At 59.6% G+C, this 25,865-nt stretch carries 23 protein-coding genes; 14 read left to right on the top strand and 9 right to left on the bottom strand.

Annotated features, from left to right (window positions below; all coding sequences use genetic code 11):
• The first annotated feature begins 154 nt into the window (after positions 1 to 154).
• From B0E33_RS09380 to B0E33_RS09355, 6 genes are all read left to right on the top strand, one after another.
• Positions 155 to 1,015 (top strand): alpha/beta fold hydrolase, encoded by an 861-nt coding sequence (locus B0E33_RS09380; RefSeq protein ID WP_077291030.1) that lies wholly within the window; start codon positions 155 to 157, stop codon positions 1,013 to 1,015.
• A gap of 228 nt (positions 1,016 to 1,243) precedes the next feature.
• Positions 1,244 to 1,693 (top strand): DoxX family protein, encoded by a 450-nt coding sequence (locus B0E33_RS09375; protein ID WP_055657103.1) that lies wholly within the window; start codon positions 1,244 to 1,246, stop codon positions 1,691 to 1,693.
• A gap of 127 nt (positions 1,694 to 1,820) precedes the next feature.
• Positions 1,821 to 2,930 carry an alpha/beta fold hydrolase gene (locus tag B0E33_RS09370; RefSeq protein WP_206051420.1) on the top strand — a complete coding sequence of 370 codons (1,110 nt, stop codon included), beginning with the start codon at positions 1,821 to 1,823 and terminating at the stop codon, positions 2,928 to 2,930.
• A 102-nt stretch (positions 2,931 to 3,032) separates the two neighbouring features.
• Positions 3,033 to 3,920, top strand: coding sequence for a DMT family transporter (locus B0E33_RS09365; RefSeq protein WP_075281710.1), 888 nt, complete (start codon positions 3,033 to 3,035; stop codon positions 3,918 to 3,920).
• Between the two features lie 308 nt (positions 3,921 to 4,228).
• Positions 4,229 to 5,323, top strand: a complete 1,095-nt coding sequence (locus B0E33_RS09360) for an efflux RND transporter periplasmic adaptor subunit (RefSeq protein WP_167579512.1) — start codon at positions 4,229 to 4,231, stop codon at positions 5,321 to 5,323.
• Between the two features lie 15 nt (positions 5,324 to 5,338).
• Positions 5,339 to 8,506: a multidrug efflux RND transporter permease subunit gene (locus tag B0E33_RS09355; RefSeq protein ID WP_077291028.1), complete on the top strand. Its 3,168-nt coding sequence runs from the start codon at positions 5,339 to 5,341 to the stop codon at positions 8,504 to 8,506.
• A gap of 118 nt (positions 8,507 to 8,624) precedes the next feature.
• On the opposite strand, the gene B0E33_RS09350 is transcribed toward B0E33_RS09355, so the two are convergent.
• The 6 genes from B0E33_RS09350 to B0E33_RS09325 form a co-directional block, all read right to left on the bottom strand.
• Positions 8,625 to 9,020 (bottom strand): (R)-mandelonitrile lyase, encoded by a 396-nt coding sequence (locus B0E33_RS09350; RefSeq protein WP_077291027.1) that lies wholly within the window; start codon positions 9,018 to 9,020, stop codon positions 8,625 to 8,627.
• A 28-nt stretch (positions 9,021 to 9,048) separates the two neighbouring features.
• Complete coding sequence (locus B0E33_RS09345) at positions 9,049 to 9,687, bottom strand: NADPH-dependent F420 reductase (RefSeq protein ID WP_077291026.1); 639 nt, start codon at positions 9,685 to 9,687, stop codon at positions 9,049 to 9,051.
• A 50-nt stretch (positions 9,688 to 9,737) separates the two neighbouring features.
• Positions 9,738 to 10,499: a carboxymuconolactone decarboxylase family protein gene (locus tag B0E33_RS09340; protein WP_022999073.1), complete on the bottom strand. Its 762-nt coding sequence runs from the start codon at positions 10,497 to 10,499 to the stop codon at positions 9,738 to 9,740.
• 112 nt (positions 10,500 to 10,611) lie between these two features.
• Positions 10,612 to 11,508 carry a LysR family transcriptional regulator gene (locus tag B0E33_RS09335; protein ID WP_055659269.1) on the bottom strand — a complete coding sequence of 299 codons (897 nt, stop codon included), beginning with the start codon at positions 11,506 to 11,508 and terminating at the stop codon, positions 10,612 to 10,614.
• Between the two features lie 87 nt (positions 11,509 to 11,595).
• A complete protein-coding gene (locus tag B0E33_RS09330; protein WP_077291025.1) occupies positions 11,596 to 12,606 on the bottom strand; it encodes a PQQ-dependent sugar dehydrogenase in 1,011 nt (336 codons plus the stop codon).
• On the bottom strand, positions 12,596 to 13,051 hold the full coding sequence (locus B0E33_RS09325) for a (R)-mandelonitrile lyase (RefSeq protein ID WP_022999070.1): 456 nt from the start codon (positions 13,049 to 13,051) through the stop codon (positions 12,596 to 12,598). Before B0E33_RS09325 ends, B0E33_RS09330 begins: the two co-directional genes overlap by 11 nt.
• 379 nt (positions 13,052 to 13,430) lie before the next feature.
• Between B0E33_RS09325 and B0E33_RS09320 the strand changes: the two genes are divergently transcribed.
• The 4 genes from B0E33_RS09320 to B0E33_RS09300 all read left to right on the top strand — a co-directional run bounded on the left by B0E33_RS09320 (position 13,431) and on the right by B0E33_RS09300 (position 16,869).
• A complete protein-coding gene (locus B0E33_RS09320; protein ID WP_197923149.1) occupies positions 13,431 to 13,784 on the top strand; it encodes a cyclophilin-like fold protein in 354 nt (117 codons plus the stop codon).
• Positions 13,785 to 13,969: 185 nt separating this feature from the next.
• The gene (locus B0E33_RS09315) at positions 13,970 to 14,722 is read left to right on the top strand and encodes an SDR family oxidoreductase (RefSeq protein WP_077291024.1); all 753 of its coding nucleotides are present in this window, start codon (positions 13,970 to 13,972) and stop codon (positions 14,720 to 14,722) included.
• Positions 14,723 to 15,104: 382 nt separating this feature from the next.
• A complete protein-coding gene (locus B0E33_RS09305; RefSeq protein ID WP_197923148.1) occupies positions 15,105 to 15,362 on the top strand; it encodes a hypothetical protein in 258 nt (85 codons plus the stop codon).
• Positions 15,363 to 15,516: 154 nt separating this feature from the next.
• Complete coding sequence (locus B0E33_RS09300; protein WP_167579511.1) at positions 15,517 to 16,869, top strand: amidase family protein; 1,353 nt, start codon at positions 15,517 to 15,519, stop codon at positions 16,867 to 16,869.
• Between the two features lie 49 nt (positions 16,870 to 16,918).
• On the opposite strand, the gene B0E33_RS09295 is transcribed toward B0E33_RS09300, so the two are convergent.
• The 3 genes from B0E33_RS09295 to B0E33_RS09285 are packed head-to-tail and all read right to left on the bottom strand — an operon-like array spanning position 16,919 to position 19,619.
• Complete coding sequence (locus tag B0E33_RS09295; protein WP_022999064.1) at positions 16,919 to 17,920, bottom strand: adenosine kinase; 1,002 nt, start codon at positions 17,918 to 17,920, stop codon at positions 16,919 to 16,921.
• A gap of 32 nt (positions 17,921 to 17,952) precedes the next feature.
• Positions 17,953 to 18,843 carry a prephenate dehydratase gene (locus B0E33_RS09290; RefSeq protein WP_022999063.1) on the bottom strand — a complete coding sequence of 297 codons (891 nt, stop codon included), beginning with the start codon at positions 18,841 to 18,843 and terminating at the stop codon, positions 17,953 to 17,955.
• Positions 18,844 to 18,872: 29 nt separating this feature from the next.
• A complete protein-coding gene (locus B0E33_RS09285; RefSeq protein WP_022999062.1) occupies positions 18,873 to 19,619 on the bottom strand; it encodes a 3-deoxy-manno-octulosonate cytidylyltransferase in 747 nt (248 codons plus the stop codon).
• Between the two features lie 185 nt (positions 19,620 to 19,804).
• On the opposite strand from B0E33_RS09285, the gene B0E33_RS09280 reads away from it, so the two are divergent.
• From B0E33_RS09280 to B0E33_RS09265, 4 genes are all read left to right on the top strand, one after another.
• Entirely contained in the window at positions 19,805 to 20,356 is a 552-nt protein-coding gene (locus B0E33_RS09280; protein WP_022999061.1) for a c-type cytochrome, read from the top strand.
• A 157-nt stretch (positions 20,357 to 20,513) separates the two neighbouring features.
• Complete coding sequence (locus tag B0E33_RS09275) at positions 20,514 to 21,935, top strand: diguanylate cyclase (protein ID WP_208997791.1); 1,422 nt, start codon at positions 20,514 to 20,516, stop codon at positions 21,933 to 21,935.
• Positions 21,936 to 22,044: 109 nt separating this feature from the next.
• A complete protein-coding gene (locus B0E33_RS09270; RefSeq protein WP_077291021.1) occupies positions 22,045 to 23,925 on the top strand; it encodes an extracellular solute-binding protein in 1,881 nt (626 codons plus the stop codon).
• The gene (locus B0E33_RS09265; RefSeq protein ID WP_077291020.1) at positions 23,922 to 25,817 is read left to right on the top strand and encodes an extracellular solute-binding protein; all 1,896 of its coding nucleotides are present in this window, start codon (positions 23,922 to 23,924) and stop codon (positions 25,815 to 25,817) included. Before B0E33_RS09270 ends, B0E33_RS09265 begins: the two co-directional genes overlap by 4 nt.
• Positions 25,818 to 25,865: the final 48 nt, after the last annotated feature.

Raw genomic sequence — 25,865 nt, 5'->3', positions numbered from 1 at the left:
TCGCATGGGCCTGCAGTCCGTTCAATCATACGCCAGTATGAGTGCAGCATCCCGGCAGATAATGGTTTCGGGACCCGTCTTGGCTCACCTTCTAGCCATCAGCCGGAAAGGCAAGCGATCCGGCGCTATTCGGCAAGGAGCAGAGGAGACGGACATGCTCGACAAGATTGCAGAAAATGATGCCCTGACGGCACCGACCCAATTCATCGAAACCGGTGGCAGAACTCTGGCTTACAGGTCCATCGGCAAAGGCAAGCCGATCCTGCTGGCAACGCGCTTTCGCGGCACTCTGGATCTCTGGGATCCGGCCTTCCTGAACGGGCTTGCCGAAAAAGGCTTTCGTGTCATCACCTTCGACTATTCCGGCCTTGGCCTGTCCACCGGCACACCCAGTTACAATCCCCTGGAGATGGCCGCAGATCCGCGTGATCTTATCCAGGCGCTGGGCCTGAAGGACGTGATCCTGCTCGGTTGGTCGATCGGCGGCATGGCGGTCCAGGTGGCGCTGACGCTTTATCCGCAGGAGATCAGCCACCTTGTGCTCTTGGGCTCCACACCTCCCGGCGATCTGGTGAAACCGGCAGAGCAGCTTTTTTACGACCTTGCCGGCAAGGACGTGAATGACTTCGAGGACGTGGTTGCCCTTTTCTTCGAACCGAAATCGGCTTCGAGCCGTGCGGCCGCAAGCCGGTCCCAGGCACGCATCGAAGCGCGTGAGGGCGATACCAGCCCGGCAGTTCCGATAGATTTTGCACGGGCTCGCATTGCCGGTGGTCCGGCCAATCCGGCTTTCCCGGCTCCGCCGGTGATGGAGATGCTGAAGACGACCAGCGTGCCGATCCTGCATATCGGCGGAGATCACGACATCATCTTCCCGGTCGAGAACTGGTACGCGCTGAACGGGGTCCTGCCGACAGTCACACTGGTGACTTACCCCAGCGCAGGCCATGGGCCCCAGCATCAGCATCCTGAACTGACGGCGGATATCATCGCCAGTTTTGTCCGCAACGCCTGATGAAGGTTGAAACTTCGGCGCCGGCAGATTTCGGTTCGAAATTGCCGTCGCTGGATCTCCCGGGCGCACAGATCTCATCCCGCCGCTCACGGCAGGTCGGATTGGATTGTTCAATAATCGATTACAATGTGATCCGATTTTGGTGACTTATAATCATAAAAGTAGACGATATCTTTTAACCAGGCCCGGACGAATAAGGAAAGGTCCGGCAAAACAGGAGTACTGAAAATGGCAAATCTCGATGTATCGGCTGCACCTGAAGGCGGCTCCGCACTCACCCGCAGTCTGGACGGCGCCGTGCCGCTGGCCGCACGCCTGCTGATCGCCCCTTTGTTTCTGCTTTCCGGCATTTCCAAACTTGGGTCTGCAGAAGCTACCATCGCCTGGATCGATGCAGCAGGCCTGCCCTTCGCAACGCTCGCCTATATCGGCGCAGTTGCAGTTGAAATCATCGGCAGTCTGGCGCTGATCGCGGGTTATCAGACCCGTCTCGTTGCCGCAGTCATGGCACTCTTTACAGTTGCAGCAGCTCTGGCCTTCCACAATCAGCTCGGTGATCAGAACCAGTTCATCCACTTCTTCAAGAACATATCGATCGCCGGTGGACTGTTGCAGATCGTAGCCTATGGCGCCGGCCGCTTTAGTGTCGATGCCCGGATCGGAACTCGACTGCAGTAATCGCATCCCTGTAAAAACTGAAAAACGCTTCACGGCCTCCGCTCATCCCGGAGGCCGTGCGCGTTTGTGCCGGGTGCAATGGGGTGTGAAATGAACAGCAATCGCGCCAAGGCAATACTGTGCCCCCATGCGAAGAGATGTCATACTCCTGCCCATGATGCGGCGTGGAGTTCCAAAACAAGACATCTTCTTTGTCACCGCCAAAGATGGTGCGCGCATTGCCTGCGCCTCGTCAGGGCGTGGGCCGACCATCGTTCGAGCCGCGCACTGGCTGACCCATATTTCCCGCGATCTTGACAGTCCCGTCTGGCAACACTGGCTTGCCGAGTTGACTGGCTTCGGACGTCTCGTGCGATACGACCTTCGCGGCTGTGGTCTTTCTTCGCGAAACATCTCCGAGATCAGCTTCGAGGCCTGGCTGTCGGACCTGGAAGCCGTGACCGAAGCAATCGACGAACCCTTTACCCTGATCGGCATGTCTCAGGGTGCCGCGCTTTCCATCGCTTACGCGCTTCGCCATCCGGACAAGGTGGAACGACTGGTCTTGATCGGCGGTTACGCGCGCGGACTGTTGGCTCGCGACACCAGCGACAGGGCAAGACTGGAAGCGGCCACGCTGACCAACCTGATGCGGCTGGGGTGGGGCAGGGACGATACTGCTTTCAATCAGGTTTTTACGCATCTCTTCATTCCGGACGGAACGCTTGCGCAGCACAAATGGTGGCGGTCTCTTGAACAAGACACCGCATCGGCAGACATTGCAGCCCGCACCATGGAAACGCTGCATCGTATCGACGTCCTGAATCTGGCTGCGCAATTGAAAGTGCCGACGCTGGTGCTGCATGCAAATGGCGACGCACGCGTTCCCTTCGCTCAGGGACGCGAGCTTGCCATGACCATCCCCGATGCCAAATTCGTGCCCCTGGACAGCAACAATCACGTATTGCTGGACACGGAACCTGCGTGGAACGTTCTTCTTTCTTCCTTGCAGGATTTCCTCGGAACCAGCGCCGACCTCGCGGTATCCGACACGGACTTCGGTCTCACCACCGCGGAGGAACAGGTGCTGACTTTGGTGGCGAAGGGGCTGAGCAATTCGGAAATTGCGGAGCTTCTGGACAAGAGCGAAAAGACCGTGAGAAATCAGGTCTCCTCGCTCTTCGACAAGGTCGGGGTGCACACCCGTTCCGAGTTGATCGTGCGCGTTCTGTCGGCACAGACGGGACAAACACCCTAGGCAATACGTCACTTTATCAAGCGCAGCGGGACATCGATCTCATGTGCGCCGGTCGGTTTTGGCGTCTGATCTCCACAGATCAAGCCGAAGGATGACCGGAAGATGAGACAAGCAATCCAAAAAGACACCACGGCGGCAATTGCCGCGCTCGTTTTTGCGACCCTGTTCTGGTCGGGAAACTTTATCGCCGGGCGTGCGATCCGCGGTGAGATCACGCCGCTGGAACTCAACACGATCCGATGGGGCCTTTGCCTGGCGATGATGCTGCCTTTCACGTTGCGAGGCCTGGTCTCCTATCGCCGGGAGCTTGTTGCCTCATGGCGCGTGGTCGCATTGCTTGGGATCACCGGCATCGCCGCGTTTCACACGATGGTCTACCAGGCGCTCTCGCAAACAGCCGCGGTGAACTGTCTCCTGATCCTGGCGCTGGCTCCGGTCGCGACTGTTGCCGGTGGAATGATCTGGAGCGGGTTCCGGCCGACCTTGTTCCAGATCGCCGGGCTGCTTGTGTCGCTGCTGGGTGCCTCGGTTCTGGTCCTGGCTGGCGGAACCGTCGGCGTGTCCCTTCTTCAGGTTGATACCGGCAAGGTCTGGATGCTCGGCGCGATTTTGATCTGGGCCTGGTATACGCTTTTGCTGCGCCACAAGCCGTCCGCCGTGCCGCAGAGCGTGACACTGGTGGCAAGCATTCTGGTGGCGCTTTGCGTGATGGCGGCTTTCCTCCTCGTACGCGGGGTGGAACGGCCTGAGTTCACCGAAGAATCCCTGCTGGCTGTCGCCTATATTGCGGTTTTTGCGTCGGCGATCGGGTTTCTGCTCTGGTCCTACGGCATTGGCATCATCGGCCCGGAACGCGGCGGGCAGTTTGTCCACCTGATGCCGATCTTCGGCAGCATCCTGGCAGTGCTCCTGCTGGGGGAACAGCTGACTTTTTCACTCCTTGCAGGAGCGGCATTCGTCGTCGCCGGGATCGTACTTGTCAATCGATGAGTGACCCGGAACTTGGCGAAGTCCAGCCTTTGCACGGTGATGTGGCATGCGGAAAGTGACGGATTTGAAGAAGCCGAAATTTGTCCTTGACCTCAACTTAGGTTGAGGTCTTAAGAAGGCGTCCGGGTCTGCGTCTACAGGCTCATCGGCGTGCCCAAACCTGCCGCCGGTACCTCGTACTCATTACCGGATAACCAATGCACGTCAGGCTCTTTCCCGACTTACTCCCGCTCCTTGCGGTTCTGATAATACTCAGTGGCTGCAGCCCTTCCGAAGAAACCTCGCATGCCAGTTTCCCGCCGCCGGCCGTGAAGACGATCACGGTGGCCGGCGAGGACATGCCGCTCAAGAAAGATTATCCGGGTCGACTGGTGCCCATTCGTCTGGCCGAAGTCAGGGCGCGGGTTTCCGGCATCGTACTGGAACGGCAATTCGAACAGGGTAGCGACGTCCACAAGGGCGACGTGCTGTTCGAAATCGACCCGGCCAAATTCGCGGCCGCCGTGGCTTCCGCAAAGGCGCAGCTTTCGCGGGCAGAAGCAGCGCTCAGCCTGGCGAACCAGCGGGCAGACCGGGTGAAGCGTCTGCTCGCGCGAAATGTTGCCAGCACGGAGCAGCACGATGTTGCCCTGGCGGACCGCAAGCAGGCCCAGGCGGAAGTTGCCGTTGCCAAGGCCAATCTCCAGACCGCGGAACTTGAGCTCAGCTATGCCTCGGTCCGCTCACCGATTGACGGTCATATTGGCGCTGCGCTGGTGTCCGAAGGCGCTCTGGTTCGCCAGGAGGACGGAACGCAAATGGCGATCGTGCGGGATATCAGTTCACTCTATGTGGACTTCATCGCGCCGCTCGCGGAATTGTCCAGGGTCCGCCGCGAAATCGATGCTGGCGACATGCAGCCGGTTGAAAGCAGCAATGCCATCGAGCTGATCCTTGACGACGGCAGCACCTATGAACATCCGGGCCGACTGCTGTTTTCGTCTGCCGTGGTCGATGAAACCACAGGTCAGGTGCTGCTCCGCGCCGAGTTCGAAAATCCGCAGGGCAAACTGTTGCCCGGCACCTATGTCCGCGTCCGTGTGACGGAAGGCGTCGCTCACCAGGCGGTGCTCGTTCCGCAAAGGGCCGTCCAGTGGGACACGCTGGGCCAGGCGAGCGTGATGACAGTCAGGGACGGCAAGGCGGCCGCACAGCCTATCCTGACAAGTCGTTCCGTCGGCAACCGTTGGCTCGTCACCCAGGGACTGAAGTCAGGCGATCAGGTGATCGTCGACGGTCTCGATCGTGCGATGCCCGGTCAGCCCGTCTCGGCCGCACCGGCGGAAGCGGCTGCAGAAAAGGCCGCCGAACGCGGCACGGCATCAGACTGCAGTGCCGCAGAACCGTGCGATATCCCGAGCTAGAACAGGTCCTTCCAAATGCCGCAGTATTTCATCGAACGGCCCGTTTTTGCCTGGGTCATCGCACTTGCCATTGCCCTGGCAGGTGCGATCGCAATTCCGTTCCTGCCCATCTCCCAATATCCGAACGTGGCACCAACCACGATTGCGGTGACAACCAGCTATCCCGGCGCGACGCCGGAAAATCTCTATGACAGTGTCACCAAGCTCATCGAACAGGAGATGAACGGCGCGACGGGGATGCTCTATTTCGATTCCGTCAGCGATGCGCAAGGCAGCGTGACCATCAACATCACGTTCGAAGCGGGCACTGATCCGCAGGTCGCGACCGTGGATGTGCAGAACCGGATCAGCCGTGTGGAGGCGCGCTTGCCGCCTTCGGTTCGCCAGCAAGGGGTGCGGGTCGAGGAAACCAGCAGCTCCTTTCTGCTCTTTGTCGGCCTTGTCTCGACGGATGGCCGTTTGAACGCTGTCGACCTGGGCGAGTTCGCAGCCAGGAATGTGATTGATGAATTGCGGCGTTTGCCTGGTGTCGGCAAGGCGCAACTGTTCGCAACAGAACGGGCGATGCGCGTCTGGATCGACACGAAAAAGCTCGTCGGCCTCAACCTGACAGCCAGGGACGTGACTGGTGCGATTGCTGGACAGAACGCCCAGGTGTCGTCCGGCAGCATTGGAGCCCAGCCGAGTGCGGCTGGCCAGGAAATTACGGCCACCGTCTCGACCACGGGTCAGTTGTCGACCACCGAGGAGTTTGCGGAAATCGTACTGCGGGCCAACCCCGACGGATCCGTGGTGCGCCTCGGAGACGTGGCGCGCGTGGAATTCGGCGCACAAAGTTATGCGATCTCCTCGAGTATCAATGGTCAGGAAGCCGCGATGATCGGCATCCAGTTGAATGCGAGTGGAAACGCGCTGGTGACCGCCGACGCTGTCAAGTCGAGGATGGCGGAACTGGCGGCAAACTTTCCCCAGGGCGTCAGTTTCGAGATCCCTTATGACACGACGCCCTTTGTTTCGATTTCCATCGAGAAGGTCATTCACACACTGATCGAGGCGGTGGTGCTGGTCTTCGTCATCATGTTCCTGTTCCTGCAGAACCTCCGCTACACGCTGATCCCGTCGCTTGTCGTGCCGATCGCCTTGCTGGGAACATGTGCCGCGCTGCAGCTATTCGGGTTCTCGATCAACGTGTTGACCATGTTCGCGATGGTGCTTGCGATCGGTATCCTGGTCGATGATGCGATCGTGGTTGTCGAAAACGTCGAGCGCATCATGGCCGAGGAAGGTCTTCCGCCGAAAGAGGCGACCGTCAAGGCGATGAAGCAGATCACGGGTGCCGTCATCGGCATCACGGTTGTCCTGATTGCGGTGTTTGTGCCGATGGCGTTCTTTCCCGGGGCCATCGGGATCATCTACAAGCAGTTCTCCGTGACGATCGTCATGTCGATGGTGTTTTCGGCTTTCATGGCTCTGACCCTTACACCGGCGCTGTGCGCGACGATCCTGAAACCAATCCCCGAAGGCCATGCCCATCACAAGAACTGGTTCTTCCGTGGGTTCGACTGGTTGATCGGCAAGACGACGAATGGCTACGGCCGCGTCGTCGGCGGGGCCGTGAAACGCAACTACCGCATGATGGTGATCTACATGGCGATCCTGGCGGGCCTGGGTTACACCTATGTTCGCCTGCCTTCGGGCTTTCTGCCGGTGGAAGACCAGGGATATGCTATCGCCGCGACGCAATTGCCGGCCGGGTCTACCGCGCAGCGGACCGCCGGTGTTCTTGATCAGGTCGATGACTTCTTCATGAACAGGTCAGGCGTCAGGAAAATCGTCTCGATCCTTGGCTTCGGGTTCAACGGCAACGGCCAGAACGCGGGGATCTCCTTCGCAACCTACGAGGACTGGTCGGAAAGAGGACCGGGCGATTCTTCCGAAGCCATCGTCGGTTCGGCCCTGGGAGCACTTGCCGGCATTCCGGAAGGTTCCGTGTTCACCCTGACGCCGCCGCCCATTGCTGCGCTCGGCAATGCCAGCGGGTTCAGTTTCCGTTTGCAGGACCGTGCCAATCACGGAAATGACGCGCTTGTGCAGGCTGCCAATGCCCTGTTGGGCATGGCCTGGCAAAGCCCGATCCTGCAATATCCTTACATCGAAGGTCTGCCGCCTGCTCCGCAGATCATGCTCGATATCGATCGCCGGCAGGCGAACGCCTACGGGGTCGCCTTCGATGAAATCAATGCGGTGTTGTCCACGTCGATCGGATCGAGCTATGTCGCGGACTTTCCGAACGCTGGTCGGATGCAGCGTGTCATCGTTCAGGCCGAAGCGGCCGAGCGGATGGACGTTGCGAGCCTGCTTGACCTGAACGCCCGCAACAGCCGCGGCGAGATGGTGCCGCTCTCCGCCTTCGCGAGTGCGCGCTGGGAACTGGGGCCGACGCAAGTGGTCGGGTACAACGGTCTCCAGGCGATCAAGATCAGCGGCAGCCCTGCCCCCGGCCACACCAGTGGCGAGGCGATGGCAGAAATGGAACGGCTTTTCCAGTCTTTGCCGCATGGTTTCGGCTACGAATGGACGGGCTTGTCTTACCAGGAAAAGGCTTCAGGCAACGCAGCTCCCTTCCTTCTCGGCCTGTCGCTTGTCTTCGTGTTCCTGTGCCTTGCCGCGCTCTACGAAAGCTGGTCGGTTCCAATCGCCGTCATGCTTGTCGTTCCGCTTGGCGCAGTACGGGCCATCGTTGCGGTCACCATGCGAAACCTGCCCAACGACATCTATTTCACGGTGGGGCTGATCACGATCATCGGACTATCTGCCAAGAACGCCATCCTGATCATCGAGTTCGCCCGGGATCTCAGGAACGAGGGACGTTCCCTGCTGGAAGCAACGGTCGAAGCGTCGAAACTGCGCTTCCGTCCGATCCTGATGACGTCTTTCGCCTTCATACTCGGTGTGGTTCCGCTTGCTTTTGCGACGGGCGCCAGTTCGGCCAGCCAGCGAGCAATCGGTACGGGTGTTCTTGGAGGAATGATATCGGCAACGGTGCTTGCGGTGCTTCTGGTGCCGACATTCTACGTCGTCGTTTCGAAGCTCTTCGGCCGCAAGTCCAAGGCCGCCGCTTCCACTCCCCGGAGTGCCGACGACGAGGAATTGCCTGACGGGAACAGCCGGCAATCGGCGTGAATACGTGAACGTCCTCCAACCGTTGGTGAACAGCACGGGGGACATCAGTCGCAGGCGTCGGAAAACGGACATTCTCCGAGGTATGGCAGCCGGGCCTTTGGGCCCGGCTGGCGGTCGTTCAGCCGGTGTAGTCTTCGTCCGAGACCTTCTCCATCCAGGTGACGGGGGAGCCGTCGATGCTTTCCTGAATGGCGATGTGGCTCATGGCTGTGTCGGGTGCGGCACCGTGCCAATGCTTTTCTCCGGCCGGAAACCAGACGACGTCACCCTGGGAAATCTCTTCCACGGGGCCGCCTTCGCGCTGAACCCGGCCACGGCCGAAGGTCACGATCAACGTCTGTCCGGCCGGATGGGTGTGCCAGGCCGTGCGTGCGCCGGGCCCGAAGGTGACATGGGCACCTCCGGTCCGGCCGGGTTCTTCGGCCTGGAAAAGCGGGTCGATGCGCACAGTGCCAGTGAACCAGTCGTCTGGCCCCTTGACGGACGAAGCAGTCCCGGAACGGATGATTTTCATTTTCAACTCCCTGATGCTTGTTGCGCGGTCAGCCGCGTAGCTTTTCAAAACGGTAGGTTAGGGCAGGCCCCCCGGGTTGGCTGTAAGCCAACTCGGCGGTGATCATGGCAAAGGGCTCCGCGAAGCGGGCCGTGCGAAGTGGGCCGGCTTCAAGAGGATCGAAACCGATATCCCGGATCAGGAGACCGGCAACTTCCTTCGCACCGGCATCGTCCCCATAAACCAGGACTTGCGGCCTTGGTGTCCGTTCCTTTTGCGAAAAAACCGGCATGAAAGCCTCGGAGGGAACCGTGTTGAAACAGGAAACCCAGCGGGCCTGCGGCCGCATGGCGGCCAGCTCTTCGGCTCCGGACGACTGAATGCCGACCACCAGATCCGTGTTCGTCGGATCAAGGGGCACACAGCAGTTCAGGACCACGGCTCCGGATAGATCCCCGGCTTGCGCGAGGACGTCGTTCACCCGCGACCAGTGAACGGCCAGCAGCAGCGCGTCCGCGTTCTCGACTGCATCCGCCACCGACCCGTGCGAGGCGCCTGCCGCCTGGGCGAGACGCTCGAGCTTCGAGCGGCTGCGGGAATAGGCGAAGGTCACATCATGGCCGCAACGCGCCCAGAGCTGTCCGAGCTTGGCGCCCATCAGACCCGACCCCAGAATGCCTATCTTCATGTCTCAGTTCCGATCTTTCGTGCGGCAAGGCCGGCTTCGGCGGGAACCGGTCACTGTGCGCGTTTTTCGAACACGGCCTTGGCAACCGGCAAAGCCGAAAACACTTTCGGCCAACCGGCATAGAATGCCAGGTGAGAAAGCATGGCACCGGCTTCTTCCTGTGTCAGGCCATTGTCCATGGCGCGGTTGAGGTGAAATGTCATCTGTTCGGGCTGACCGGCTGCAATCAAGGCGGCAACCGTCACGAGGCTCCGGTCGCGGGGTGCGAGATCGGGACGCAGCCAGAGATCGCGGAACAGCAGCTCACGCGTGTTGTCCACGACACCCATGCTCACATCCGCATAGTTGCCGCGTACGAGGTTTTCACGGGCAGCTTCGGCCTCTTCGTTGAGCGGCAGCAGGTCCGGGTCGGAGGCCGGCAGGTCTTCAATGGTGATCTCCCTTTCCTCGAACACCGGCGCGGCTGCTTCGGCGGCCGCGGTGGCATTGCCCCAGCCTGTATAGAAGGCGAGGTGGGTGATGGTTTCGGAGATCTCTGCCGGTGTAACGCCTGAATCGAGAGCCAACGACACATGGCTTGCAAGATTTCCGGTCTCGTGCCGCGTCATGAGGGCGGCAAAGGTGACCAGTGCCCGGTCTCTCTTGGAAAGGCCTGCCCCGTTCCATTCCGCACCGAATAGATCGTCCTTCGCATAGGCTTCAAGTGCCGGGGCAACGCGGCCAACGGCTGCAGGCAAGGTTCCTGCCGCGTCCTGAGCGGCTGCAGTCGTGGCCATCAACGCCAGACCGGCTGCGGTGAGAATGGATTTCATCGGGAGCTCCCTTTCGGCAAGTGGGCAATTACCCTGCTAATCTGGAGCGCAAAAAACGTATCTTAATAACCGGGTCTTTCAAGCCACTCATGACGTCACCTCATGAGTGGGCTCAACCGCGATCCCGCAGGGCATCCAGGACGACCTGGAAGGCGAACGAGGGCTTTTGCCGGCTGGGGTAATAAAGGTGAAAACCGGGAAACGACGGGCTGAAGTCATAAAGACATGTGCGCAAGGTTCCGGCCGCAAGATGTTCCTGCGCCAACCTTTCGGGAACCAGTGCCAGTCCATGACCGTCCACGGACGCACGCATGACCGGGTTGATCGTATTGAAGCAGGCTTGTCCCTTTACCTTCACCCGGATTTCGTTGCCGTCCTTGTCTTCGAATTCCCAGGCATAGAGTGCGCCATGGGTGGAAAGCCGCAGGTTGATGCAACTATGGTCCGCGAGATCCTGGGGTGTTTCCGGCTCGCCAACCCTGTCCAGATAGTCGGGTGATCCGACACAGACCATACGCTCGTCCGGACCGATACGCATCGAGATCATGCCCTCGCTGACCTGTTCGCCATACCGCACACCTGCGTCACATTGGGAATCGGCAAGGTCCGTGTATCCGTAGTCCATGACGAATTCGACATTGACCAGCGGATGGGCCTTGAGAACCGGAGACAGCTTCGGCCAAAGGAGGCTTTCTATGGCGTATTCCGTCGCGACGATCCTCACTGTTCCTGTGGGCTGGTCACGTGCATCGTTGAGTGCCTGAAGCCTGGCCTCGATCTTTTCAAGGCATGGTGTCAGCGTAGCCAGAAGGTCTTCGCCTTCGATCGTGGGAGCGACGGAACGGGTTGTCCGCGTCAAAAGCCTCAGGCCCAGGCGTTGCTCCAGTCCCTTGATCGTGTGGCTCAGGGCGGACTGAGACACGTTCAACCGCGCTGCGGCGCGCGTGAAACTGCGTTCCTCCGCAACAGCCGCAAGCGCGATGAGATCATTGATATTTTCTCGGAGCATGTGGGACGTCCCGTTCTGATCATCCAGAATCATCACTGTCTCTCCCACATATATGTGCCGGGCTCATGAGGTCCATCGATTATGCAATCAGGGATCAAGCCGGATCAGCCTGTCTTCAGAAGCCCCTTCCCGCCGGGGAGACCGGTTTGTGGTGATTGCATAGATCACCCCATCCGACACAAGCACGTCCCGGATACGTTCTCCCGCCTGGTAGGCTTCGGATACCCGGCCATCGGTGGTCACTTCCAGAATGCCGTTCACTCTCAAGCCCGCAAGAAGCAGCCGGTCACCATCCGAGGTCAGGCCGGAAGGCGCCCAGGTGCTCTGGCCCGAATGCGCCAGCGGTGCGAGCAGACCGTCGCGGGTTTCATCGCCCTGGATCAGCGGCCAGCCGTAGTTGCCGCCCCGCTCAATCCGGTTCACCTCGTCATGGCCGGACTGGCCGTGCTCGGCTGCGAAGAGCTGCCCGGAGGCGTCCCAGGCAAGGCCCTGGGGATTGCGATGGCCGAGCGACCAGACCGGTGAACCCGCGAACGGATTGTCCGAAGGGATTTCGCCGTCCGGCGTCACGCGCAATATCTTCCCGGCAAGGTTGCCGAGGTCTTGCGGTCGCTCCCTGTTTTCGGTCCAACCGGTGGTGATATAAAGCATGCCGTCGGGACCGAAGGCCACGCGTCCGCCGTTGTAAAGCGGGTGGCCCGGAATTGCGTCGACCAGCACCCGGGTCTCTTTCCATCGATCCCCGAGGCGTTCGGCCTCGATGACACGGTTCATCCGGGCGTCCGGGGTGCCGTAGTGCTGGTAGAGCACGATGCGGCCGGTGTCCGGGAAGTCCGGGCTGATGGCCAGACCAAGCAGGCCGCCGCCGCGGTCATCCAGGATCGGCTGACTGGTTTCGACGGGAAGGCGCGTGAAGGAACCGTCGGCAAGGATGCCGACTGTTCCGCTCTTCTCCGTCACATAAATCTTGCCGCCATGGGCTTCGATATCCCAGGGATAGTCGAGGCCGTTCAGCACGGTGTCCGCTGCAGAGGCGGACACCGGTACCAGCATCGCAAACAAGACGCCACAAAATTGGACGGCAAGCTTACTGGCCATATTCTTCGTCCGTCACATGATCGCCCCAGGCAACGGCGGACCCGTCAACCGTCGCCTGAATTGCGTAATGGGAAACGGCCGTGGTGTCGGTCGCGCCGTGCCAATGCTCGACGTCAGGCGGGCACCAGACCACATCACCGGCCTGCATGATCTGCTTTTCCTGGCCGCGCTCCTGCACCCAGCCGGTCCCCGATGTCACGACCAGCATCTGGCCCGCAGGATGCGTATGCCAGGCGGAGCGGGCTCCGGGCAGAAACGTGACGTGACCGGCGCTGACATCGTTCATGACAGGCGGGAAAACAGGGGCGACATAGGCTGTACCGGTAAAATAGTCGCCGCTTCCCAATTGGCCCGCCAGGGTTTCGGAGCGGGTTATTTCCATGGATTGTGCAAATGCAGCCGGAGCCGCAAGAACGAGTGCGAGCGTTGCAAGGGTGCGTTTCATCTCAGGTCGTCTCCATCAGTCGTGATGCGGCCTTTCGGCCTTCCTCAAGAACGTAGGCAAGACGCACGCGTGGATAATGGTGGCTCTGTCGGAAGCAGTCATGAGGATCACTCATGAACCCGGTGGGGCTGTCCGTCTGTCCACGAGCTCCACTCCTTCCGGTGTGACCTGGGTGCGGATTAATGAGTGCTGCTCATGAGAGGCAGTACCTGGAGGGGGCTTAATCCTTGTCGGTCTGACGCCTAGATTGGAAGCAACAGAACGGAGGAACCCCGCAATGCCCGCTTTCAGGTCAAGATTGCTCTCGTTGGCAATGACACTGTTTTGCGCCGGGGCGGGGGCTTCCGGAAACGCAACCGAACCATCGAACGAGGCTCGCATGATCCGCATCAAGGTGATCGTAGAAGACGTTGTGCTTCCGGCGACGCTTGACGATACGCTCGCCGGCAGGGACTTCGCGGCCCTGCTGCCACTTGACCTGACCCTGACCGACTATCACGGGACAGAAAAGGTCGCGGACCTGCCACGCAAGCTCGATATCTCCGAAGCCCCGGCAAGCTACACGCCGCGAAAGGGCGACATCACGCACTACGCGCCCTGGGGAAACATCGCGATCTTCTACAAGCCATTTCAGAATTCCCGGGGCCTCGTGAGGCTCGGCGCATTCGACGGGTCGATCGATGCCCTTCTGGGTGATGGACCGCTTTCGGTCCGCATCGAAGCGGCCGACTGATACGGCCAAAGATCGGCAAATTCTGGAACGGCCTGTCCACCCGTCGGGATTGCCCGACTGCAGGTGTCTTCATTTTCGACACCTTCGAAAACGCTTTCGCTTCGGCAGAACGGATCTGTCTGGACCCGGTGAACCGGGCCATTCCTCTGCCTGAACAAGAACTCTCAGAACCCAAGGAGACTATCATGTCCGACAACATCAAGGGAAAAGTCGTCATCATTACCGGAGCCTCCTCCGGCATCGGCGAAGCAACCGCAAAGCTGCTGGCCAGCAAGGGGGCGAAGATCGTGCTGGGTGCACGGCGCACCGACAAGCTCGAAACCATCGCGAACGAGATCAAGGCTGCTGGCGGCGAAGCCATCTATCAGGAGCTGGACGTCACCGTACCGGCTGAAAACGAGGCTATCGTCAAACTGGCGAAGGACACTTACGGAAAACTCGACGTCATTTTCCTGAACGCGGGGCTCATGCCGTCCTCGCCGATTTCCGCACTCAAGACGAACGAGTGGGAGCAGATGGTCGACGTCAACGTCAAGGGCGTGCTGAACGGTGTTGCAGCCGTCATGCCGACCTTTGCCGAACAGAAGTCCGGCCATGTCATCGCGACTTCTTCCGTTGCTGGTCTGAAGGCTTATCCTGGCGGTGCGGTCTATTGCGGCACCAAGTGGTTCGTACGCTCGTTCATGGAAGTCCTGCGGATGGAATCTGCCATGGAAGGCACCAACATCCGCACGGCAACCATCTACCCGGCGGCAATCAACACCGAACTTCTGAACACGATCAGCGACAAGGGCAGTTCCGAAGCTTTCCATGCCCTTTACGACCAGTACGGCATCTCCGCCGACCGGATCGCGGCGGTCGTCGAGTTTGCAGTGTCGCTGCCGGAGGACACGACGGTCAACGAATTCACCGTCGGTCCGGCCAATCAGCCCTGGTAAGACCCGGTGAAATGACCGGTGGCGGCGGCAAATTTACGCTGCCGTCACCGGTCTCATACGCGGTTAAAAACCATGCGCATCCAATGAGGCATCTATACGGGCACGCCATTGCGGGTCCTTGAAGGGAAAAGCCTCTAGAAACATTTGCCTGGTCGCGTCGGCACGTCGGGACCGTACATCTTTCGCCCAACGCTCGGCCCGTTCGGTTTGTCCGGCCAGGGTTGCAAATGAAACGACGATCATGCTGACAAGGTAGTGGGCTCCCGGTGTCAGCGCACTGCGTTCGGCCATTTCGGCAGCATTGGGTTGCCTGATCGATCAGAACATCTCTCAGGCCAAAGAGCTCTCGGCAAGGATCGAAAACGAACCGCGGCTGCGGCTCATGGCCCCGACCGTGATCAATATCGTGAATTTTCGGTACGACCCGGGCGGAATGGACGAAGCTCCGCTGAAAGCTCTGAATACGGAAATCATGCTTCGCCTTCAGGAGGAAGGCATTGCAGCGCTCTCGGATACCACTGTCAGGGGCCGTCACAGCCTTCGCGTCGCCATTTGCAACCACCGCACACGAAGCGAAGACCTCGAGTTGCTTGTCAGGGAAATTTTGCGCGTTACAGACGCGATTGAAGTTGCCGCCTAACCGGGTAGGCCAACTTCATTATTTTTGAGAACAGCAAGTGACAAAGGCTGCAAACCAGCGATGATACGAAGGTTCCGATGCTTGGGGTGAAACCGACATGGATTTTTGGCGGCTGACAGTTGTTGAAGCAGTGGAGATGTTTCGAGGCCGCAGAATGTCCTGCCGAGACTATGTCGAGGCGTTGATTGAAAGATCAGAACGGTTCGTTGACCTGAATGCCTTCACCCAGTTTGCCCCGGAAAATATCCGCAGCGCTGCGCGCAAGGCCGATGAGCACCAGGCGAACGGTGGGCCCTTGGGGCCGCTGCATGGCATTCCCGTTGCCATCAAGGACTGCATCGACATTGCCGGCATGGCGACGACTGCTGCAACGCCAGGCCTGAAAGATCACGTGGTCAACAGGACCGCATCGGTGGTCACGAAACTGGAAAACGCCGGGGCACTGGTCTTCGGCAAGACCAACATGTACGAGCTCGCCTTCGGCATCACCAGCAACAACGATCACACTGGCCCCGTTCGAAACCCGCACGATCCTTCTCGCTCAGCGGGGGGAAGCAGCAGTGGTTCTGCCGCTGCCGTGGCCGCGGGTCTGGTTCCGGCTGCTCTTGGCACGGACACGGCAGGCTCGGTGCGAATTCCGGCATCATTTTGCGGGGTTTTCGGCTTTCGCCCCACAAGTGGCCGCTACAAGACTGACGGTGTCATGCCCTTGTTTCCAACGCGCGATGTGCCTGGTTCATTTACGCGATCTGCAGAAGATCTGTTGCTTCTGGATGCCGTTTTGTGTGGGCAGAGTGAGCGGCCTGCCATCGACCTTCGAAGCCTGCGGCTTGGTCTTCCCGGAAAGTATTTCCTGTCCGGCCTGGAAAGCGGCGTCGCCCAGGCGTTTGAGGAAACCGTTGACCAGCTTGTCTCTTGGGGTGTCATGGTGGTTGAGGCAGAGATGCCGGAGGTTTCAAGCTGGCTTGGCGAGATGTCGGAGCCAATCCGTGCGTGGGAGCTGGAAAGAGCGCTGGAAGCGTACTTGTCGGTTTCTGGCGCTGCCGTCGATGTTCGGTCGCTCGTTGCCGGCATAGCCGGGCAATACGTTCGTGAGGAATTTGACGGGGCTTTGCGTGGTGCGGACGCCAAGGACCTGGCAGCACGATACGAGCATGTGATTTCCGTGTCGCTCCCCCGGTGTCGCAAGCAATACTGCGCGCATTTGGAGCAGTACAAACTTGACGCGATCATTTTTCCAACGACACCGATTGCGGCAACGGCACTGGGTGAAGAAGGGCGTGTCGTCGTTGACGGCAAGGAAGTGTCTGTCTGGAAGACCATGCGCAACACGGTACCGGCAACATTCTTTGGTGCCCCTGGCGTTAGTTTGCCAATGGCACGGAGTGTTCGCGGAGTACCCGCAGGCCTGGAAATCGATGGGCTGCCGGGAGCAGATCGAAAGGTGCTGGCAATCGCGGCAGCGATTGAAGCAATGCAATCGAAGGAAAACGGCATGCGTCGGTAGCAGTTGCCGGTTCCGAAAAGGGCGGCCCGAAGGCCGCCCCTGAAAAGGTTCAGATCTCGAAGCCGCTCTGGCCGGCGATGTTTTTCAAGGCCCGTTCCGGCCGGGCGCCGACGTGGCTGATGACGCTCGCGGCGCACAGGCAACCAAGCTCGGTGGCTTCCGCGAGCTTGTAGTCGCGGGCAAGTCCGAACAGGAAGCCGGAGGCAAACAGGTCGCCGGCGCCTGTCAGGTCAACCACGTTGTCGACAGTCTGCGCGGGAACCTTGACGGTTTCCTCGCGGCTGATTGCCATCGCACCGTTCTCGCCGAGGGTCAGGGCGGTCAGGGCACCGGAGTCCCGGGCCGCATTTACCGCACTGTCCAGATCCGATGTTTCGTAAAGGGCTTTCAGCTCATGCTCGTTGGCGAACATCAGGTCGACGACACCATCGGTCAGAAGGGCCTGAAATTCGCTGCGGTAGCGGTCGACACAGAATGAGTCGGACAGGGTGATCGCGACCTGACGCCCGTTTGCATGCGCGATTTCCGCAGCTTTCAGGAACGCCTTCTTGGCGTCTGCCGGGTCCCACAGATAGCCTTCCATGTAGGTGACGGCTGCGGCGGCAACGACTTCCTCGTCAACATCGGCGATGCCGAATTCGGTGCATGCACCCAGATAGGTGTTCATCGTGCGTTCGCCGTCCGGCGTGATCAGGATCATCGACCGGGCGGTCGGCTTGCCTTCCTTGAGGCGGGGCGTGTTGAAATAGACGCCGGTGCCGTTCATGTCGTGATAATAGCTGTCGCCCAGTTCGTCCTCGGCAACCTTGCCGAAATAGGCAGGGCGTCCGCCGAGCGAGGCAATGCCAGCCGCCGTGTTGCCGGCGCTGCCGCCGGAAATGCGGACGGTCTGTCCCATCTTGTCGAACAGGCGTACTGCCTCGTCGGTGTCGATCAGGCGCATGGAGCCTTTGACGAGGTTTTCCTGAAGCAGGAAATCCTCTTCGACATGGGCGAAGACGTCGCAAATGGCATTGCCGATGCACAGGGCATCAAATCTTGTTTCAGTCATAGAGTTCCTCTGGTGGTGTCGGGTAGCCGCCGTTACGAGTAGGGATTGGGCCGGAGAGCACGGTTGGATTCCGGCTCCCTGATCTTGTCCCTGAACGGGCTTGCCCGGTAGACGCCGAGCATGTTCAGCTCGGCACAGAAGAAGGCCAGCTCCTCGAGCGCCAGGGCCACCTTCGGATCTTCCGGATGGCCTTCGACGTCCGCATAGAACATCGACGCGAAAAACTGCCCTTCAAGCTGATAGGATTCCAGCTTGGTCATGTTGACCCCGTTGGTGGCAAATCCTCCCAGGGCCTTGTAGAGCGCTGCCGGGACGTTGCGAACCCGGAAGATGAAGGTCGTGATGACCGGTTGGCCGTTGTGCGCGGCCTCCATCTTGTCGCGCGAGAGAATGACGAAGCGGGTCGTGTTGTGCGCCTCATCCTCCACATCCCGGCGCAGAATGTCCAGACCGTAGATTTCGGCGGCCATTTCCGGCGCAAGAGCGCCGACGCTCGGATCACCCAGCTCGGCGATCTGCCGGGCGGAGCCCGCGGTATCGCCGCCGACGACGGCCGTCAGGCCGAGTTCACGGATCACGTTCCGGCACTGGCCAAGGGCATGCACATGGCTTTGCACCTTTTTCAGGTCTTCGATCTTTGCACCCTTGACCGCCATGAGCTGAAACCGGATCGGCATGAAATATTCGCCGATGATGTGCAGGTCCGATTTGGGCAGCAGGTGATGAATGTCCGCGACGCGGCCGGCAACGGAGTTCTCGATCGGGATCATGGCAAGGTCTGCCGACCCGTCGGCCATGGCCGAAAAGCAGTCCTCGAAGGTGGCGCAGGGGATGGCTTCGTAATCGGGATAAACGCTCCGGCAGGCCATGTGCGAGTTGGCACCGGTTTCTCCCTGGAACACGATTCTTTTTCTGTCGGTCATATGTCTTTCCGCCTTTCGGCAGTCTTTCGTCAGTTTGTCTGATAGGCCGCCCGGGCTCGTTCCAGATCTTCGGGCGTGTTCACGTCCATCGGCGCGCTGTCGATGACGGAGGCATCAATCCGCATGCCCGCTTCCAGGGCCCGCAACTGCTCCAGCTTTTCACGCTGTTCCAGCGGCGAAGGCGGCAGCTGGACGAATTTCGCCAGGGCTGCCCTGCGGTAGGCATAGATGCCGATGTGGTGGTAGTACGGGCCGTCACCGTGCGGGGCGACGGCCCTGGTAAAGTAAAGCGCGCGATGATGGCCGTGGCCGTTGGGTGTGGTGACTGCCTTGACGAAATTCGGATCGTCCCGGAAGGCGGTATTGGTGAACTCGGTCATGATGGTGCCCAGGTCGACATCGGCAATGGCGAGCGGTGCAAAGGCCGCCCGGATGGCTTCCGGTGCGATCAGCGGCACATCACCCTGCACGTTCAGGATGACATCGTGCTTTCCGTCCGGATCGATCAGTCCCGCTGCCTCGTGAATGCGATCAGATCCGGAAGCGTGGTCGGCACGCGTCATGACTGCCTTGCCGCCATGGTCCTGCACCGCTTCGAAAATGTCCTTGTCATCACAGGCAACGGCCACCGGACCGATATCCGCGTTGCGGGCCTGTTCCAGAACACGCACGATCATGGGTTTTCCGCAGATGTCGGCAAGCGGTTTGCGCGGCAGTCGGGTGGCAGCGAGGCGGGCCGGGATAATCACAAGAGCAGCGGTCAATCGGGTCTCCATGGAGCCGGACGGGCGGAAGAAATGCAAAAAAACACGTGCCGCGTCCGTTTGTCGTATCAGATGCCCTTTTAAAGCTATGGACAGCAAGGTCAAAAAATTTGTAGGTTCCGGCAAAATTCGAAAAGCTGATAGGGGTCGCAGCGACGCTGCGGGCCCGGACGCGTATGAGCTTGGAGCCGGAGAGAATGGATTCCTTCACGCTGAACAAGGCCGCTGGTGCGGTACTGATGGTTCTGATTCTGACTATGGGTGTCGGCATTGTCTCCGACATCATCTTCCATCCGACGATCCCGGGTAAACCGGGTTATGAAATCGTCGTGGCGTCTGCAGAGGATAGCACCTCGGAAGTCGGCGCGGTTCCGGAAGTGGTGCCGATCTCCGAGCGTCTGGTCGAAGCATCTGCTGAAGACGGCGCGAAGGTGGCCAAGAAATGCGCCGCCTGCCACGACTTCACGCAGGGCGGTGCCAACAAGGTTGGCCCGGGTCTTTGGGATGTCGTCGGCCGCAAGCCTGGTTCTCACGAAGGTTTCGGCTATTCTTCCGCAATGACCGCATTCGGTGAAGAAAATCCGGAGTGGACCTACGAAGAGCTGGATCACTTCCTGGAGTCCCCGAAGAACTTCATCTCCGGCACCACGATGGGTTTTGCCGGTCTGCGTAAACCGGAAGACCGGGCAGACCTGATTGCCTACCTTCGTGAACAGGCCGATTCGCCTGCACCGCTGCCGACCGAGTAAAATCTCGTCGACATCGCAGACGTGACTTGAATTGTAGAGAAGCCGGGTTAACTACCCGGCTTTTTTATTTGATTTATAAGAAAAATTAACAAATCTTACGTTACGTAGTTCTGTTGAAAGTGGGCTAAGGTCGGGCAAGGACCCTATGGGCATCAACTTGACGAGGAATGTATTTTCTAAGTCGAATGGAACGTGGATCGCTTCCATCGTTGCTGCCGTCTGTTTTCTCGCTGGTATCGCCGTCACTGCGCATGTCGGTCAACTGGTCCGCAACGAACTTGTTTCCCAGCACAAACGTCAGGCCGTCGCCTCGCTCTCCGAAGCGCGGGCGCGCCTTGAAGGCGAAATCAACCGGACAGTGGCCCACGGTCTCGGGATCCGGGCCTATGTGTCCCAGTTCGTCGAACAGCCATTCGATATGGAAGACTACCGGGAAATCGCGGTCGAACTGATCGAGGAAAATCCGTCCATCCGCTCTATCGGCCTGGCACCCAACAACATTCTTCGCGCGGTGTTTCCGCTGGAGCCAAACCAGGCGGCGCTCGGTCTGAACTACCGCATGAACACGGCGCAGTGGCCCGCAATCCAGCAGGCGATGGTGACGCGTGACGTCGTGATTGCAGGCCCACTGGAACTTGTGCAGGGGGGCAGGGCCCTCCTGATCCGAATTCCCATCTTTCCAGCCAGCTTCCTTGGGCAACCGCTCAAGGAGCGCAGTTACTGGGGTGTCGCCACCCTGGTGTTGGACGAAGAGGGCATGATGAAGACTGCCGGCATCACGGATGTCATCAACGGCATCCGTATCGGCCTTGTGAACCGGAGCGCGGTTGCCTCCAACAACATGATTTTCGGCAGCCAGTCTCTCCTTGAAAAGGACCATGTGTCCCTGCCTCTGCATCTTCCCGGCGGTCTGAACTGGGAGCTTGTCGGCCTTCCGGAGGCCGGCTGGTCGAGCACGGGCAACCAGGTCTGGATCACGCAACTCGTCGGCAGCCTGATCTCGCTTGTCTTTGGCGCCATGGCGTTTCTGTTGATCAGCGAAGTCTACAAGGTTCGCTCCATGGCGCTGCATGACCCGCTGACAGGACTGGCGAACCGGCGCCTGCTGGAAGACCGCATGCACCAGCTTGCCGCCATGTGCGAGCGCAGTGGCGCGGGCTTCGAGATTTTTTACGTCGATCTGGATGCCTTCAAGCCGGTCAACGACAACTATGGTCACGCAGTTGGCGATCAGCTTCTGATCGAGGTCGGGCAGCGGCTGCAGAACCAGATCCGGCAGACGGATACCGTCGCCAGGGTCGGTGGCGACGAGTTCATCGTGTTGACGCCAGGCAACATGCGGCGCCAGGAGAAGGACACCTTTCTCAATCGACTTGGTGAGCGTGTGACCGAGGCTTTCGAGTATTCGGGTGCCCGTATCGACGTGAAGGCCAGTATTGGTTCTGCAAGCTATCCCGGCGATGCCGCTACGGTGGAAGATTTACTTAGGGTTGCTGACGGTAGAATGTACGCGCAAAAGGCAAAGTCCAAGAGAAATTCACAGGATATTCCCGGAAACGGCCTCCCCCAGACAGGTTAAATTTCTGTCATCTCGGCAGCCAGCAGGTGACGCAGGGCCAACAGGTCCCTACACTGATTCTCTAAACCCGTGATTTGGGTTCAGGAACCGGAAGGGGACGGAGAAGCCGATGGTGTTCAAATGGCATGTAGGGAAGCGGGCCGCAGCTGGGCTTGCACTGGCAAGTGTGGTGGTGATGTCGGGGATCGGATCCGTACCGGCTTTCGCGGCTGAACCGGAATGGCATCACGCGGCCGCCCTCAACGGAACACCCAAATACGACGCTGACGCCAGGCATTTCGATTACGTCAATCCCGATGCCCCCAAGGGCGGCACGGTTCGGCTAGCCGCCAGCGGCGGTTTCGATACGTTCAACATTCTGGCGCAGAAGGGCAATATCGCCCCCGGCATCCTGAATATCTACGAAAGCCTGATGGAGCCCTCTCTGGACGAAGAGGACATCAGTGCCCAATACGGCGTCTTGGCCGAAGCGGTCCGCTTTCCCGACGACTATTCCTGGGTCGAATATAGGCTCAACCCGGATGCAAGGTGGCATGACGGCGAGCCGGTAACCGCCGACGATGTCATCTGGTCGTTCGAAAAGTCCATCGAGCTGGACCCGCAGCGCAAGTACTACTTCCAGAATGTCCAGAAGTCCGAGATTGTCGGCGATGGCACCGTGCGTTTCACCTTTGATGTCAGCGGAAACCGCGAGCTTCCCAAGATCATGGGCCAGCTGACTGTCCTGCCCAGACACTGGTGGGAAGGCACGAACAGCAAGGGAGAACAGCGTGACATCTCCCGCACCACTCTGGAGCCGCCACTCGGTTCCGGTGCCTACAAGATGAAAGAGTTCTCGCCCAACCGACAGGTGATCTACGAGCGCGTGCCGGACTATTGGGGAAAGGACCTGCCGATCCGCGTCGGCACCGATAATTTCGAGGAGATCCGTTACATCTCCTTCCTCGATGATTCCGTGCAGTTCGAAGCCTTCAAGGGTGACCAGTACGACTTCCATACCGAGCGCAGCTCGAGCCAATGGGCCAAGCGCTACGACTTCCCAGCCATCAAGGATGGCCGGGTGGTGAAGGAAATCTTCCCGGACAAGTCCAGGGGCGTCATGCAGGGGTTCTTCCTGAACCAGCGCCGTGAAAAATTCCAGAACCCTGATGTCCGTCAGGCATTGAACTATGCCTACGATTTCGAAACCACCAACGAGATCGTTTCCGCCAATCTTCTCAAGAGGGTCAATTCCTATTTCGCCGGCACGGAACTGGCATCCAGCGGTCTGCCGCAGGGCAAGGAGCTGGAGATCCTGGAGGAAGTGCGGGACATGGTGCCGCCCGAAGTCTTCACGGAAGAATTCAAGAACCCGGTTGGCGGCAATCCGCAGAACGTGCGCGCGAACCTGCGTGAAGCCGTCAAGTTGCTGCGCAAGGCCGGCTATGAGCTGAAAGACCGCAAGATGGTCGATCCGAAAACCGGCGAACAGCTCAGCATCGAATTCCTCTACCGTGACAAGGCCAGCGAACGCACTCTTCTGCCGTATTCGCAGAACCTGGAAGCCATCGGCATCAAGCCGATCCTGCGTCTGGTCGATACCTCACAGTTCGTCAATCGTGTCCGCAGCCGTGATTTCGACACCGTGGTCCTGGCGATCGGCCAGTCCCTGTCGCCCGGAAACGAGCAGCGGGAGTACTGGGGGTCTGAATCTGCTGATAACGAAAGTTCGGCCAACTATGCCGGCATCAAGAACCCCGCGATCGACAAGCTGATCGACAAGGTCATCTTTGCCGAAGACCGGGAAACGCTGGTGGCTGCCACCCGCGCGCTCGACCGCGTGTTGCTGTGGAACCATTATGTAGTGCCGCAGTTCTATTCCGACGAAACTCGCACGGCACGCTGGAACCGCTTCGGCCATCCGCAACAGATGCCGGAATACAGCACCGGGTTCCCGACCATCTGGTGGTACGACGAGGCCCTGGCCGCCAAGACGGGAGCCGCGCGATGAGTGGGGCTCTGACGACTTCCCGGCGCCGTTTCCTGCAAATGAGCAGCGCCGCGGCGTTTGCGTCGGCAGCGCCCTGGCCGGTGTCCACGGCCTTCGCGTCACAAACCGCCTATCCGGATGGCCCCGTACACGGCCTGTCCGTATTCGGCGACCTGAAATACGGACCGGACTTCACCCAGTTCGACTATGTCAACCGGCTGGCTCCGAAAGGCGGGACCTTCTCGTTTCAGGCGCCTTACTGGTACTTCAACCAGAATGTCCTGACCTACAACACTTTCAATGCCTTCATCCTGAAAGGCGATGCCCCGCCCCGCATGGAGCTGTGTTTCGACACCTTGATGGTGCGTGCTTACGATGAGCCGGACGCGGTCTACGGCCTGCTGGCGGAAACGGTAAAGGTGTCGGAGGACGGCAACGTCTTCACGTTCAGTCTGAGGCCTGAAGCCAGATTTCACGACGGCTCCAAACTGACTGCAGAGGACGTTGCCTTTTCGCTTCTGCTTCTGAAGGCCGACGGTCACCCCATGCTCAGCCAGCCGCTGTCGTCATTGAAGGACGCGGTCATTCTGGACGAACACAAGGTCGCGCTGCAGTTCGACGGCTCGCAGTCGCGCAACCTGCCGCTCGTCGTTGCGGCCGATTATCCGATCTTCTCCAAGCGGTATTACACCGCCTACGATTTCAAGCAATCGACCCTGACACCGCCCCTGTCATCCGGTCCCTACAAGGTCGGAAAACATGCCGTCGGTCACTATGTCGAATACCACCAGGTCGAAAACTACTGGGCAAAGGATCTGCCGGTCAGGGTCGGGCACTGCAATTTCGCGGTTATACGGGTGGAGTTCTACCGTGAACGCCAGACGGCATTCGAAGCCTTCAAGAAGGGCAAGACGTTCTACCGCGAGGAATTCACGTCCAAGAACTGGGCAACGGAGTACAATTTTCCGGCTGTGGAAGAAGGCAAGGTCATCCGCCGCGAGTTTCCCGATGGCCGGCCGTCAGGGGCGCAGGGCTGGTTCATCAACACCCGGCTCGACAAGTTCAAGGACCCGCGCGTGCGCGAGGCTCTTGGATACGCCTTCGATTTCGAATGGTCGAACCAGAACCTGTTCTACGGGCTTTATACGAGAACCCAGTCCTTCTTCGAAAACTCCGACATGAAGGCGGAGGGGATGCCCTCGGCCGCGGAACTTGCTTTGCTGGAGCCCTTCCGGGACCAGTTGCCGGAGGCTGTCTTCGGCGAAGCGGTTATGCAGCCCGTCAGCGATGGGTCCGGCAATGACCGCAAGCTGCTGAAACGGGCGAGCGAACTTCTGGCCGAAGCCGGGTTTACCCGGAAGGGGACCGACCTGATCGGCCCGGACGGAAATCAGCTGACGATCGAGTTCCTGAACAACACCGCCGCTTACGAACGGATCGTCAATCCGATGATCAAGAACCTGGAACGGCTCGGCATCAAGGCGAGCCTGCGGATCGTCGATCCGGCGCAATATGAGGCCAGGCTCAACGACTACGACTTTGATATCGCCAGCCGCAGGCTCAGCCTTTCGCCGACACTGTCGGATACCATTCGCGAGATGTGGGGCTCCAAGGCGGCGACAATTCCGGGCACCTACAACACATCCGGCATATCCAGCCCGGTTGTCGATGCACTGATCGACAAGGCCATCGCGGCGACAACGCGCGATGAGATGACCAACGCGGCGCGGGCCCTCGACCGCGTGTTGCGAGCCGGTCATTACTGGATCCCGCAATGGTTCAAGAACGTCCACACTGTTGCCATGTGGGATGTCTACGGCTTTCCCGAAGAAACTCCGCGCTACTTCTTCCCGGTTGAAGAACTGTGGTGGATAGACAAGGAAAAGGCGGAAAAACTCGGCAAAGCCGGGTAATATTTCCAGCGAAACCTCGGGCCCGCTCCAGAAGGCCAAGACAAAAGG

Origin of the sequence: Roseibium algicola (assembly GCF_001999245.1) — a bacterium.
GTDB lineage: Bacteria > Pseudomonadota > Alphaproteobacteria > Rhizobiales > Stappiaceae > Roseibium > Roseibium algicola.
The sequence above is the reverse complement of the archived record's forward strand: the minus strand, read 5'-3'. Positions and strand labels throughout refer to the sequence as shown.

What these genes read in the sequence shown, in the direction of transcription:
- B0E33_RS09380 (WP_077291030.1), top strand. Translation starts at nt 155, where the DNA reads ATGCTCGACAAGATTGCAGAAAATGATGCCCTGACGGCACCGACCCAA.
- B0E33_RS09375 (WP_055657103.1), top strand. Translation starts at nt 1,244, where the DNA reads ATGGCAAATCTCGATGTATCGGCTGCACCTGAAGGCGGCTCCGCACTC.
- B0E33_RS09370 (WP_206051420.1), top strand. Translation starts at nt 1,821, where the DNA reads ATGCGAAGAGATGTCATACTCCTGCCCATGATGCGGCGTGGAGTTCCA.
- B0E33_RS09365 (WP_075281710.1), top strand. Translation starts at nt 3,033, where the DNA reads ATGAGACAAGCAATCCAAAAAGACACCACGGCGGCAATTGCCGCGCTC.
- B0E33_RS09355 (WP_077291028.1), top strand. Translation starts at nt 5,339, where the DNA reads ATGCCGCAGTATTTCATCGAACGGCCCGTTTTTGCCTGGGTCATCGCA.
- B0E33_RS09350 (WP_077291027.1), bottom strand. Translation starts at nt 9,020, where the DNA reads ATGAAAATCATCCGTTCCGGGACTGCTTCGTCCGTCAAGGGGCCAGAC.
- B0E33_RS09345 (WP_077291026.1), bottom strand. Translation starts at nt 9,687, where the DNA reads ATGAAGATAGGCATTCTGGGGTCGGGTCTGATGGGCGCCAAGCTCGGA.
- B0E33_RS09340 (WP_022999073.1), bottom strand. Translation starts at nt 10,499, where the DNA reads ATGAAATCCATTCTCACCGCAGCCGGTCTGGCGTTGATGGCCACGACT.
- B0E33_RS09335 (WP_055659269.1), bottom strand. Translation starts at nt 11,508, where the DNA reads ATGCTCCGAGAAAATATCAATGATCTCATCGCGCTTGCGGCTGTTGCG.
- B0E33_RS09330 (WP_077291025.1), bottom strand. Translation starts at nt 12,606, where the DNA reads ATGGCCAGTAAGCTTGCCGTCCAATTTTGTGGCGTCTTGTTTGCGATG.
- B0E33_RS09325 (WP_022999070.1), bottom strand. Translation starts at nt 13,051, where the DNA reads ATGAAACGCACCCTTGCAACGCTCGCACTCGTTCTTGCGGCTCCGGCT.
- B0E33_RS09320 (WP_197923149.1), top strand. Translation starts at nt 13,431, where the DNA reads ATGATCCGCATCAAGGTGATCGTAGAAGACGTTGTGCTTCCGGCGACG.
- B0E33_RS09315 (WP_077291024.1), top strand. Translation starts at nt 13,970, where the DNA reads ATGTCCGACAACATCAAGGGAAAAGTCGTCATCATTACCGGAGCCTCC.
- B0E33_RS09305 (WP_197923148.1), top strand. Translation starts at nt 15,105, where the DNA reads ATGGCCCCGACCGTGATCAATATCGTGAATTTTCGGTACGACCCGGGC.
- B0E33_RS09300 (WP_167579511.1), top strand. Translation starts at nt 15,517, where the DNA reads ATGTCCTGCCGAGACTATGTCGAGGCGTTGATTGAAAGATCAGAACGG.
- B0E33_RS09295 (WP_022999064.1), bottom strand. Translation starts at nt 17,920, where the DNA reads ATGACTGAAACAAGATTTGATGCCCTGTGCATCGGCAATGCCATTTGC.
- B0E33_RS09290 (WP_022999063.1), bottom strand. Translation starts at nt 18,843, where the DNA reads ATGACCGACAGAAAAAGAATCGTGTTCCAGGGAGAAACCGGTGCCAAC.
- B0E33_RS09285 (WP_022999062.1), bottom strand. Translation starts at nt 19,619, where the DNA reads ATGGAGACCCGATTGACCGCTGCTCTTGTGATTATCCCGGCCCGCCTC.
- B0E33_RS09280 (WP_022999061.1), top strand. Translation starts at nt 19,805, where the DNA reads ATGGATTCCTTCACGCTGAACAAGGCCGCTGGTGCGGTACTGATGGTT.
- B0E33_RS09270 (WP_077291021.1), top strand. Translation starts at nt 22,045, where the DNA reads ATGGTGTTCAAATGGCATGTAGGGAAGCGGGCCGCAGCTGGGCTTGCA.
- B0E33_RS09265 (WP_077291020.1), top strand. Translation starts at nt 23,922, where the DNA reads ATGAGTGGGGCTCTGACGACTTCCCGGCGCCGTTTCCTGCAAATGAGC.